At 38.4% G+C, this 12,450-nt stretch carries 8 protein-coding genes; 2 read left to right on the forward strand and 6 right to left on the reverse strand.

Features of this window, described 5'->3' with window-relative positions; genetic code table 11:
* Nucleotides 1–28: 28 nt before the first annotated feature.
* The 4 genes from QNI15_RS13305 to QNI15_RS13320 form a co-directional block, all read right to left on the reverse strand.
* Complete coding sequence (locus tag QNI15_RS13305) at nucleotides 29–1,183, reverse strand: endonuclease/exonuclease/phosphatase family protein (protein WP_314032104.1); 1,155 nt, start codon at nucleotides 1,181–1,183, stop codon at nucleotides 29–31.
* A 266-nt stretch (nucleotides 1,184–1,449) separates the two neighbouring features.
* The gene (locus QNI15_RS13310; protein WP_314032106.1) at nucleotides 1,450–2,769 is read right to left on the reverse strand and encodes an FGGY-family carbohydrate kinase; all 1,320 of its coding nucleotides are present in this window, start codon (nucleotides 2,767–2,769) and stop codon (nucleotides 1,450–1,452) included.
* 108 nt (nucleotides 2,770–2,877) lie between these two features.
* The gene (locus QNI15_RS13315; protein WP_314032108.1) at nucleotides 2,878–4,161 is read right to left on the reverse strand and encodes a sugar isomerase; all 1,284 of its coding nucleotides are present in this window, start codon (nucleotides 4,159–4,161) and stop codon (nucleotides 2,878–2,880) included.
* A 167-nt stretch (nucleotides 4,162–4,328) separates the two neighbouring features.
* Nucleotides 4,329–6,452 carry a bifunctional aldolase/short-chain dehydrogenase gene (locus QNI15_RS13320; RefSeq protein WP_314032109.1) on the reverse strand — a complete coding sequence of 708 codons (2,124 nt, stop codon included), beginning with the start codon at nucleotides 6,450–6,452 and terminating at the stop codon, nucleotides 4,329–4,331.
* A gap of 166 nt (nucleotides 6,453–6,618) precedes the next feature.
* Here QNI15_RS13320 and QNI15_RS13325 point away from each other — a divergent pair, with 166 nt between their 5' ends.
* Together QNI15_RS13325 and QNI15_RS13330 are read left to right on the forward strand one after the other, a co-directional pair.
* Nucleotides 6,619–7,629, forward strand: coding sequence for a GntR family transcriptional regulator (locus tag QNI15_RS13325; RefSeq protein WP_314032111.1), 1,011 nt, complete (start codon nucleotides 6,619–6,621; stop codon nucleotides 7,627–7,629).
* Between the two features lie 109 nt (nucleotides 7,630–7,738).
* Nucleotides 7,739–7,948 carry an alkylphosphonate utilization protein gene (locus tag QNI15_RS13330; RefSeq protein ID WP_313999924.1) on the forward strand — a complete coding sequence of 70 codons (210 nt, stop codon included), beginning with the start codon at nucleotides 7,739–7,741 and terminating at the stop codon, nucleotides 7,946–7,948.
* Between the two features lie 14 nt (nucleotides 7,949–7,962).
* Here QNI15_RS13330 and QNI15_RS13335 read toward each other — a convergent pair whose 3' ends face one another.
* On the reverse strand, nucleotides 7,963–9,036 hold the full coding sequence (locus QNI15_RS13335) for an acyltransferase family protein (protein ID WP_314032113.1): 1,074 nt from the start codon (nucleotides 9,034–9,036) through the stop codon (nucleotides 7,963–7,965).
* Between the two features lie 286 nt (nucleotides 9,037–9,322).
* Nucleotides 9,323–12,450, reverse strand: a 3,128-nt coding sequence (locus QNI15_RS13340) for an Ig-like domain-containing protein (RefSeq protein WP_314032115.1), incomplete at its 5' end; no start/stop codon positions are given.

The following is a 12,450-nucleotide window of genomic DNA, read 5'->3' on the forward strand; positions in this document are numbered from 1 at the left end:
TACAAAAATATAAAAAAACGTATATGTCCTATCTTTTTTGTTTGGGATTAATAAGCGTATAAGTAGCTGAAATCGGGAAGTGGTCTGAGAAGCCTATTTCCCGATGAGTCTGAAAATCAGAAACACCTAAGTGTGTATTACTATAAAACTGATTGTCTATACGCAAAAAGAAAAGTTTACTATCGTTGTAGGAAAATCCAAATCCGCTACCTGCATCTTCAAATGCATTGGCAAGGTTTTTACGTATTTTCTGATAGGCAAAGCTATAGGGTACTGCATTAAAATCTCCACAAACAATCACAGGATAAGGGCTTTCCTGAATGTAACGTTCCAATATTGTTACTTGCCTGCTATGGGTGATAAAGCCTCTTCGCAATCTGGCAAAAACATCTTTAAAGCCTGATTTTACTTCCTTGTATTCTTTATTAATGCCAAGTTTCTCTGCACGGATACTCATAGAATAAAGGTGCACACTAAAAACTCTCAATGTATCTTCACCCACCTTAATATCTACAAAGATGCCCTTATTTAGTGTTCGTCTGTCAAATATTATATCTCCAGTATGAATAATGGGGTATTTAGTGAATATAGCGACTCCATCAAATCCTTTGCTACCATCCGATTGGGCCAGAGGTGTGATATAATAGTTGTAATTGCCACTGGTTGCGATTTTAGATATAGCGTTAAATGTTTTTGATCCATCTTCATCATGAAACTCCTGTAAGCATTTAATATCTGCATCACTCTGACTAATCCATTCAATAATCTTTTTAGGTTTGGACTTGTCTCCTTCATAATAGTCGTGTGCATTGAGACGCTGTGTATTATAGCTAAGTACTTTAATGGTGTTTTGAGTGCTATCTGGAGCTTCTTTCCAATGTAAAACAAAAGTGCGTTCAAAGAGAGGATAAGCTATAATGAGTATCAGGATGGACACAATAGCTCGCTTGGAATAAGCCCATATCCAATAGATACTAAGAAAAATATGTATAACCAGAATGATAGGAATAGAAAGTGTAATAAACCCTACTGGCCAAAAGCGTGTAGGGGGTATATGAATAGCCAGAAAGGCTATCAGACTATATAGGTACAATAAGATGTTAAAAATCCATACGATTCGCTGTCGCCAGCTTAGTTTTTGAATACGCTGGTTAGTCTGAGAATATACTTTAGTAAAGAACACGTTATGTAAGCTGTTGTATGGTTTTATAATCGCTACTCTGGACAAAGGTAGAATAGCTGATAAGAAAAATAAACTTTTTGATGTATCTTCTACCAATCTGATAGGATCACTATCAAATTGTTCTGAAAAGATTTAACGTGTATTACTCTGAAAAGATTTGCTGGAAGGTCGAAAATGGATGAATGGTTGTTATAACCATCTGAGGAAGATTTACATCAGGCTTGAGAGTAAAAGCCTGATGTGTTAGGTCGAGATATATTGTAGGTTTATATACTTATTGCCATTGCTGCACCTAAAGATGAACCCAAAGGGGTAGGAGTGGCAATTATTTCAAAAGAAGGCAGCGATCGGTTTAACATTTCAAGGAATAAGGAACTATTTGTAAAGCCGCCATCCACAAACAATTTTTGAATATGAGTACTACCAGTTGCCAGCTTTATAGAACGTATCTGAAGGTCGATCATCTCAATCATCATTCGATGTAATGCCTCTTCAAAAGATTTAAAAACAGACAAGTCTGTCTGTTCTGCACCTACAATACTGTTGTCGGGAAACTGGAGGCTCTGCCAGCAAAAAGACTTTTCAGGCAGGTCTTTCCATTTTATATATATTCTTTCATCGAACTCAACCTGGCGAAAGTAATCAGGAGATTTCTGAAAATAAGTGGCTAATAATTGGGTTTGATAATTGTACTCATTTCCCAGAAAAAGCCTGGATGCTTTGACCGCTTCTCCATTTGTTTGCAGATACAATAAACAATCCTGGTTTAACTCTTCTTTGGTAAGTGGTTCGTTATTAAAAGGGTTGAACGTAATATTCCAAGTGCCTGTAGAAAGAAGTAAAAAAGGTTCTTTGTTTTGAACAATATAAGGTAATAGTGCGGCGGAGCTATCATGAATGCCTGTTCCCACACGAATCGTATGACCATTTACTTCTGAAAACGTAAATTGAGTAGTAGGTACTAATGGTGGCAGAATGATGTCAAGCTGTTCATTAATCACCCACTTATGATAATGTCGTGTAACAAAGTTCCACAAACCTGTATGACACCCAACACTGGTATACTCACTGGCAGCCAAACCAGTAAATAAGTAACTACAGTATTGGGGAAAATGGAGTGAATACCGAATTTTTGCAAATAAGTCTGGTTTTGTTTTACGAAGCCAGTAGAGTTGCAACCCTGAATTGAGCATACCTAGTGCAGGAGACGCTGTATGTACTGAGAATGTATCTTTCCCTTCATTCTTTTCATAAAAGTCTTCCAGCAACTCAGATGGATAGGGCTTTGTATAATTATAAAGAGGCGTCAATGGAGTACCCTGTGCGTCCAGATGAACAAAACTGGCGCCATAGGTTGAAAAATTGAGACGTTTGATTTCAATAGTATCAGACTGTAAAAATCGATTTAATGTTTGTTGCATCCATGATGTGACAGCGGATAAATCTTCACATGGATAACCATCTTCATCCGTTGTCTCCGGAATGGAAATGTATTCCTGATGTAGTTCTCTGAAATCGAAATCAAATAGAAAGAATTTCTTATTGGTTTTTCCAATATCAAATACGGCGATGGTTGGCTGCTTCATAAATGTTATATAGATACAGATCCTGTGTTACATTCTTCAACACAGGATCTGGTTAGATAGAAAGATCATGCATTTTAATCATGATCTACACTAAAAGGTATGCTATTTTTATAAGCCTGTTGCCACAGTGACACTACCCCGTTCCTTAATCAATTGTTGTCGTATATTTAAGTAGCGATAGGCTTTAATAGGCTCTATAACACCCCCTGAACGTAAACGTGCTTCCTGTAATAGTGGACGTACATCCGTCCGAAATGCATCTTGTAGAATTTCCTGACCAACAGACACGTCATTGTTTAATTGAGCATCCCATAGACCTTGACGATCTACTATCAATGCCTGGGCGTAAGCCAGACGGATAGCTTCCAGTGATTGAATCAGATCTTCCAGAGGATCTTTGAGATTGTGACTGGCATCAATCATCCAGGCAGGCGATGGATTCTGTGCTGTATTATTTTCCAGTCCGTACACTAATTCATTAAATATGAGATACAATTGGTATGGTTTGATACTACCTACTGTCAGATCATCATCACCATATTTGGAATCGTTAAAGTGAAATCCTCCCAGTTTACCCCGGTACATGAGCGTGGAAACAATTTGTTCAATGTTGGTATTATGCAAGTGATGTCCTAAGTCAACTAAAGTATAGGCTTTATTACCTAATTCATTTGCCAACAAAAATGAAGTACCCCAATCCTGAATAACTGTTGAGTAGAAATAAGGCTCATAGGGTTTGTATTCAATAAACAGTTGCCAGTCGGCAGGTAATTGAGCGTATATCTCCTGTAAAGACCGTAATGTATTGTCTAGTGCTCTGCGAAAGTTTAGTTGGCCGGGAAAACTTGATCCATCTGCCAGCCAAACGGTTATAGACTTGGAGCCTAGTGCTTGCCCATAGCTTATTACTTCTATATTGTGCTCTACAGCTTGTTTACGTACATCTGCATTGATATGTGAAAGGGAACCAAACTTATAACTCAAAGCCTGATCTTTCTGATCCTGAAAGGTATTGGAATTCATCGCATCAAATACAATATCCAGTTCGCTAGCCTGTTGCTTGATAGCTTGCGCATCACGTGGTATATCCCATGGAATATGTAGTGAGATAGCTCCCGCTGATCGGGTAAGAGCATGCAACAACCCAATATCATCCAGTTTTTGTTCAAGGTTGCCAGGTTCTCCACCTGTTGAAAAACGTCCAAACCGGGTTCCACCAGCTCCCAAAGCCCAGCTGGGAATTGCTATCTGAAATTGCCGGAGTTTCTCAACCACAGCATCTGCATCAATGGATTTTTGAGCCAGCAGTTCTTTGGTTATGCGATAGTTATTTTCATGAACCTTAATAGCAATGGCATTATACTGATCTATATGAAACGATTGGATACGCATAGTAGGACAGGTGTAAGAGTGAATAAGTAAGAATAAAAAATGATGTTATCTGCATAGTAGTAAGTGGTTGTTGTATGGTATATTTTCATACTTTACACTAGAAAAATACTATTTTATAAAGAGAAAGAAAAACGCGCTTTAAGCGCGTTCTCAATAACTAACAAGTATTAACGAGGGAAGGCATTTGCCAAACCACCATCTACATTCAACATGTTACCTGTAGATTTGGATAATAATCCTCCTACTAATACAAACACTGCATTCGCTATATCTTCCGGAAGAATAATCTCATTGAGAAGTGTCCGTTTGGCATAAAAGGCAGGCAATTCTTCCACAGAGATACCATAGGCTTTAGCCCGTCCTTCAGCCCAGCCACTTTGCCATATTTTGCTATCTGCAATAACAGCATCCGGATTTACTACATTTACCCGAACTTTATCTCCGGCAAGTTCGGCTGCCAGTAATCGGCTCATATGCAATTGTGCCGCTTTTGCAGAGCCATACCCAATGTTATTAGGTCCGGACATAAGTGCATTTTTGCTGACAATATTAACAATATCTCCACCGAGACTCTGCTTACGTAATACATTAACACCAGCCTGAGATACAAGGTATTGGCCCTTAACCAATACATCATACAGTAAATCCCAATCTTTTTCTGTTGTTTCCTCAATAGGCTTAGAGATAGATAGACCGGCACAGTTTACAATAATGTCAATCCCTCCAAAACTTAACGAAGCCTGTTCGAACGCCTTAGCAATTGCCTCTGCAGAGGTAACATCCAACACAACAGATGCAAATGCATCTTTGCCGAATGATTTTTTGAACTCTTCTGTTGCGCCTTCCAGACGTGTGCTATCATTATCATTGAGAACAACACATGCACCTTCTTCTGCAAATTTTCTGGCAATTGCTTTACCTATACCACCTGCACTGCCTGTTATTAGAGCTATCTTACCTGTAAGTGGCTTGGGTTTAGGCATACGTTGTAACTTTGCCTCTTCCAGAAGCCAGTATTCTATATTAAATGCTTCCTGTTGTGGAAGAGAAGTATATTCAGAAACGGCTTCTGCTCCCCGCATTACATTAATAGCATTGATATAAAACTCCGCAGCAACACGGGCAGTTTGTTTGTCTTTGGCAAAAGTAAACATACCTACTCCCGGATACAGAATCACAACCGGATTAGGATCACGCATAGCTGGGCTATCTGGATGTTTGCAAGTTTCGTAGTAGTTGCTATATATTACCCGATAAGCATTAAAGGCAGGGGCTAACTTCTCCTTTAGTGCTTTGGTATTAGTAAGATCCTCTTCAGGTTTAAGATTTAAGACTAGAGGACTGATCTTTGTACGCAAAAAGTGATCAGGACAACTGGTGCCCATTGGGGCCAGTTTACTAAGATCTTTTGAATTAATAAACTCTAATACACGGTCATTATCAGTGAAATGTCCAATCATTTGAGTATGTGAAGAACAAAATCCGCGTAATGTAGGTGCCAAGAGAGCAGCTTGTTGTAATCTTTGCTCTTTAGGAAGAGCATTAATCGCCGTGCCTCCAAATACTGGACCTTTTTTACCATAGTTCTCCTGTAAAAATTCCGAATAACGTTCTATTACATCCAGTGTATTTACATAACAATCATAGGCTGTATCACCCCAGGTAAACAAACCATGTGAACCTAACATGATACCTTTTAGATCAGGATTTTCTGTTACTGCTTGTTGAAGTTTCAAACCCAGATCAAATCCCGGACGCTGCCAGTCTACCCACCCTATAGCGCCATTAAATAACTCCTGATTGATTCGCTTCCCATCTTTTGCAGCAGCAATAGCAATGGCCGCATCAGGGTGAAGGTGATCAATATGTTTGTATGGTAAGAATGCATGTAAAGGAGTATCAATAGAAGGGGCTTTGGATGATAGATCATATATACAATGGTTAAATAACTCTACCATTTCATCTTCAAATGCCAATCCCCGATATCTTTTTTTCAAAGCGTGCAAACGATCCAAATACAATGCTGCCAATCCGCTACGTTTAAGCGTGCCAATATCCCCTCCAGAACCTTTCACCCACATTACATCCGTTGGTGCGCCACTTAAAGGATCTGTTTCTACCGTTTTCACGCTGGTATTTCCTCCACCATAGTTCGTTAACCGTAAGTCAGCCCCTAACAAGTTGGAACGGTAGAGCAAAAGCGCGACCTCATCTCCTGCTAACGTTTCTGCATGTGCATGATCCCATAAATAGCTCACATATTTGTAAGCAGACACTGCTGGATTATTCATTGTTTTAAATGTATTAATTTGTGGATGATGTAAAAATAAAAGAACTTTACTCTCTGTCTTTCCTGTACTTTCCTGTTATACCAAAGATTATATAGCATAAGTCCGGATTGTTTCATAGATACTATACCTACAAATACTGGCAACCCATTGTTTAATTTTATATCTCATGTATAGGTTACAGATTAATCCTGAAGAGAAAACACCCAAATACAAACAAATAGTATCTTCTGTTATCCATGATATTGGAAAAGGTATATTAAAACGTGGAGACCATCTACCTTCTATTAACTATGTCAGTGAAGAATACTACCTGGGACGTGATACGGTAGAAAAGGCCTATAGAGAGCTAAAGGAACTAGGATATATTTCATCAGTGGCAGGGAAGGGATTTTATGTGGAAGGTGCTCCTGCTAATAAAATTCGTGTTTTGTTGGTGATGAATAAATTAAGTTCGTATAAGAAAATTGTCTATTACTCTTTCTTGAAAGCACTTGGTGATAAGGCAACCGTTGACTTACATATTCATCATTATAATGCAGCTCTTTTCAGAGAGATCATAGAGAAAAATCTGGGCAAATACCATTATTATGTAGTGATACCTCATTTCTATGAAAACATAGATAAAGTAGACATCCGGCAGACATTAGAACAGATTCCCAGAGATGAGTTGATCTTATTAGATAAGGATCTTCCTGAAGTAAAGGGCGAAATTATTTCTGTATATCAGGATTTTGAAAGAGATATTTACCAGGCACTTGAGACAGGACAGGATCTGTTAAAAAAATATGAACGGGTAGTACTTGTATTTCCCAGTGATGGAAACTATCCGCAGGAAATTGCCCGTGGATTTAAACTATATTGCATTCACTACCAGAAAAAGTTTGCTATCATCGAAAATGCAATGGATGAAAAGATAACTTCGTCAACAGCCTATATTGTTATAGAGGAAACAGACCTTGCTGAGATTATTAAGAAAATTCGTCAAACTCCCTATGAAGTCGGAAAAGAGGTAGGACTTGTTTCTTTTAATGATGCAACTCTAAAAGAATTGTTGTCTATCACAGTGATAACTACTGACTTTGAGACTATGGGGCGCACGGCTGCCGCCTTGTTACTGGACAAAAAGAAACTTCGTATTAAAACTCCATTTTCTATGATCAGAAGGCAGTCATTATAATTATTTAGATCTTGCAATACTGTAACTATGAATATTCTGATAAAAGTGTGTTATGTGTAGTACAAATTAGTATGTATTTTTACGCAAAATATACTAAAACACAATACTAATGGAAGTAAAAGATAGTAATGGAACCCTATTGAATGATGGCGATTCCGTAAAACTGATAAAAGATCTAAAGGTAAAAGGATCTTCTATCACATTAAAAAGAGGAACTGTTGTAAAAAATATTCGTCTTACGGATGATGAAGAGGAGGTAGATTGCCGGGTTGACAAAGTAAATATTGTGTTGAAGACTTGTTTCCTTCAAAAGATGTAAGAAAAACAAAAGCCTCAGACAACTGAGGCTTTTGTTTTTTGAGACTTGAAGAAAAATTGATTCAGAATAGTCAATAACCGTTTTTCTACAAGACTATAAAACAGACAACTTAGAATCACCGTTAGTGTAAACAAAAGTATAGCCCCAGCCAGATTATTCATTACTTCATTTAGATGGAGCTTTACTACTAGTTTGATCAAGATGGATAAAACTGTTCCATGAATTAAGTATAATGAGTAAGACGCATCCCCCAAATAGACTAGTACTCTGGGAACAACTGTTTTTAAATATAAAGATCCAAAAATGAGCAATGTCGCAGGAATGCCAAATAGGTACACCCTACTGATTGGTGCTGTAAAAGCTGTTGGATCTTGAAGGACAGCCTGACAATATACCACAGAAGCTACTATGAATAATATGGCACCAGCAAAGAGAGATAATCTCCAGAATTGAAAATCCGGATATTTAGTATATAAGTGAGCAACAAGGCAACCAAATGCGAAATTTATAATTACCGGATTCAGAAACGCATCAATGGCAAATATTCCTGTTTGAATGTGGAAAAGAGTGCTGATCAAAATAATGCTTATCCAGCCCAAAAAAGTATAAAGTAGTAGCTTGGGCGATTTCAGATAAGTAAGAGCAAATACAAGATAAAAGATAATCTCATACGATAAAGTCCAGGCTACTCCCAATACATATTTTTCCTGAGGAAAAAGAAGGAACGAACCTATAATGACTAGTGGATCTTCTTTGTGTACTTGATCTGCAGAAGGTGCTGCAAAATAGGCTAACAAAAGTAATATGGTTACTACCCAGTAGATAGGATATATTCGGATAAAACGTTTCTTCAGAAATTCTCCTACACCGAATCCCTTATTTCTGGATGTATATAGAATAATGAAGCCACTCAGAACAAAAAATACATCTACTCCGGAAAAGCCTGCCTTGAATGCATTGTTAAGAAATAGATAACCTAATTGCGCATTAATCATCTCTGTGCCATGGTAAAACATAACAGCAATGGCAGCAAATGCACGCAAGGCTTGTAACGGATCTATTTTTGATGTTTTTACTTTGGGGCTCATAGTAAAGAAATAAAGTATCAAAAAGTTTTATTTTCAAAATAAGGAGAGTCAAAGATAGGGAAAGTTGAGATATCAATTTACTTTAAAATCCATTGAATAGAGTTTTATCAAGTAGAAAGATAAAAAAGGATATAATCATTTTGTTAAGCCACTATATTAGCCTTTACTCAAAATATCTAAAATATACTATCTTCAAAGAAAAGAGGAGAATTCCTGACCAAATATATTTCAAACAAAAAGCCCATCCTGCGATGGGCTTTTTAAACTAATTTCTATTTCCAACTATTTACTGAATTACAACTTTAGAGTGTTGTATTCCTTTCTGTCCTTTTACCGTTACAGTATACATACCTCTGTTTAATCCTAGGTTCTGCAGTTGAACTATTCCGTCTATTACCTCTGCAGTTTGTTGCAATGCAACATTACCATTCAAGTTATAGAAAGTTACTACCATATCTTGTCCATTCTGACTTTGATCATCTATTTTAAAAGCTACCTGATCTCCATTGGAAGGGTTTGGATAAGCTACCAGACTTGAGGATGCTATTCTTCCAGAGTTAGATGCAGTTGCAGTAGGGATCTTTTTGTATAGAACACTTTGTGGAACAATTGTTGGAGTTGCAGAAGAACCTCTTCCTGGATTCTCAGTACCAGGGATGCTGCTATATAATTCTACACCACTATTATCCCAACACATACTTTGAACAATTTCAATAGTATAGAATCCTGCACCTGCAAAGCTAACCCGAGCTGTTTGTGATGAGAATGTCCAGTTTGCTTCATTCAAGGTTACTTGGATACCATTAACTGTAAGAGCTGCAAATCCTTGTGAGAATAATGTGAAGTCTATGTCAATAGTACTGTTACCTGGTACAACATCATACTCTGGTTTAACTTCAAGATAGCCATGTAATCTCAGAGTGGATGTTTCCAATGTTTGACCAGGAGCCCCGCTTCCATCTTTACCAAGCCATGATCCCCAGCTATTTGTGTAAGAAGATGTTGCTGTTGAACCATTTGGATAATCAACTGATGAAGATCCAAAAGTGAATGTAGGCGTTTGACCTGCAATTGCGATCCGGGTTTTAGCAACACTGAATCCAAATTGTGTGTAAAGTTCGCCGTTTAATCCATCTCCTGTTGTTGCTGTTGGAGTAGAAGCATTTACAATTACACTAACAATTGTAGAAGTAGCTACTCCTGTTTTGTCATCTGTAGCTTTTGCTGTGATAGCATAAGTTCCAGCAGCAGATGGTGTCCAGTTCAATGTATACGGAGACGTTGTAGATTCACCTATTTTAGATGTTCCTGCAAAGAATTCAACTTTACTTACTTTTCCATCACTATCTGTTGCAGATGCTGTAATTGTAATTGCATTGCCTGATGTGAAAGATGTGTTATTTGATGGTGACGTAATCGCTACAACAGGAGCTTGATTTGGAGCTGTAATGGTAACATTAACAGCCGTTGAAGTAGAGACACCTCCTTTATTATCAGTAGCTTTTGCAGTTAGTGCATACGAACCAGCTGTAGTTACATTCCAGCTGAAAGAATATGGAGAACTTGTTTTTTCGCCAACTTTCGTAGAACCTGCAAAGAATTCTACTTTCGCGATTGATCCATCTGCATCACTTGCATTGGCTGTCAGATTGATAGAGCTACCTGTTGGGTAAGATGCATTCGCTACTGGATTCGTCAAGCTTACAACTGGGAGTTTGTTAGCGGTTGGTTGTGCACTAACAATAACACTTATAGTCGATGAAGTAGTAACGCTTCCTTTATTATCAGTAGCTTTTGCAGTCAGTGCATAGGTTCCGACTGTTGCTGTGCTCCAAGTGATTGAGTAAGGAGACGCTGTCTTTTCACCAATTTTTACAGCACCTGCATAAAATTCTACTTTCGCGATTGATCCATCTGCATCACTTGCATTGGCGGCTACCGTAAAGGATACTCCTGTTTGATAACCTGCATTTGCAGAAGGAGATGTCAATGAAACAATCGGAGCTTTATTCGCAGGAGCATTAATTACTAAACTCACAGCAGATGAAGTAGTAACACTTCCTTTGTTATCTGTTGCTTTTGCTGTGATAGCATAAGTTCCAGCAGCAGATGGCGTCCAGCTTAATGTATACGGAGATGTTGTTTTTTCGCCAAGCTTAGTTGATCCTGCAAAGAACTCTACCTTTGCAATTGCACCATCACTGTCACTTGCATTAGCTGTTATACTTACCGCGCTGCCAAGAGTCAATGTAGTATTAGACGGTGACGTAATCGCTACAACAGGAGCTTTGTTCGGAGCTGTAATGGTAACATTAACTGCTGTAGAAGTAGTAACACCACCTTTATTATCTGTTGCTTTCGCTGTGATGGCATAGGTTCCTGCTGTAGCAGCACTCCAAGTGATTGAGTAAGGAGATGTTGTTTTTTCGCCAAGCTTAGTTGATCCTGCGAAAAATTCTACTTTTGCAATTGAACCATCGCTGTCACTTGCATTGGCTGTTAGTGTTACGTTTCCAGTTGTAAATGTTGCATTCGCTGTTGGCGCAGTCAGACTTACTACTGGAGGGATGTTTATTGCGTTTACAATTACACTAACAATTGTAGAAGTAGCTACTCCTGTTTTGTCATCTGTTGCTTTTGCTGTGATAGCATAAGTTCCAGCAGCAGATGGCGTCCAGCTTAATGTATACGGAGATGTTGTAGATTCACCTATTTTAGATGTTCCTGCAAAGAATTCAACTTTACTTACTTTTCCATCACTATCTGTTGCAGATGCTGTAATTGTAATTGCGTTACCTGATGTGAAAGATGTGTTATTTGACGGAGAAGAAATTGCGATAGATGGTGCCTGATTTGGAGCTGTGATAGTTACGTTAATAGCTGCAGAAGTAGTTACTCCACCTGCATTATCTGTTGCTTTTGCAGTCAGTGCATACGAACCAGCTGTAGTTACATTCCAGCTGAAAGAATACGGAGAACTTGTTTTTTCTCCAACTTTCGTAGAACCTGCATAAAATTCTACTTTCGCGATAGAACCATCTGCATCACTTGCATTGGCTATCAGATTGATAGAGCTACCTGTTGGATAAGATGCATTCGCTACTGGATTACCTAAGCTTACTGTTGGTAATTGGTTTGCAATTCCTGTTCCTCCTGACTCATAAGCTCCAATGTCTGGTCCGTTGCCACTATAAGTCATTGCTAATGGGGCTGTTGGTAGACTGTTTGTTCCTTTATCAATCAAGGCACTACCTGCTGCTGTAGACAAATAGGGGAGAGCTAAAGCCCCAGAACGTAACAAAGCAGGTGTAGTCTGGGTGTTGTTACTTACTGTCGCTCCGGATGGAATCGCTGCAAAGGGCTCACTGTGATGGTTGTTGGTTAACTGCAACCCCTGTGGTTGAGCAGTGCCTC

The organism is Xanthocytophaga flava (assembly GCF_030068545.1).
Classification (GTDB): Bacteria; Bacteroidota; Bacteroidia; order Cytophagales; family 172606-1; genus Xanthocytophaga; species Xanthocytophaga flava.

Coding starts and splice junctions, on each gene's coding strand:
- QNI15_RS13335 (WP_314032113.1), bottom strand. CDS start 9,036: ATGAGCCCCAAAGTAAAAACATCAAAAATAGATCCGTTACAAGCCTTG.
- QNI15_RS13310 (WP_314032106.1), bottom strand. CDS start 2,769: ATGAAGCAGCCAACCATCGCCGTATTTGATATTGGAAAAACCAATAAG.
- QNI15_RS13320 (WP_314032109.1), bottom strand. CDS start 6,452: ATGAATAATCCAGCAGTGTCTGCTTACAAATATGTGAGCTATTTATGG.
- QNI15_RS13330 (WP_313999924.1), top strand. CDS start 7,739: ATGGAAGTAAAAGATAGTAATGGAACCCTATTGAATGATGGCGATTCC.
- QNI15_RS13315 (WP_314032108.1), bottom strand. CDS start 4,161: ATGCGTATCCAATCGTTTCATATAGATCAGTATAATGCCATTGCTATT.
- QNI15_RS13325 (WP_314032111.1), top strand. CDS start 6,619: ATGTATAGGTTACAGATTAATCCTGAAGAGAAAACACCCAAATACAAA.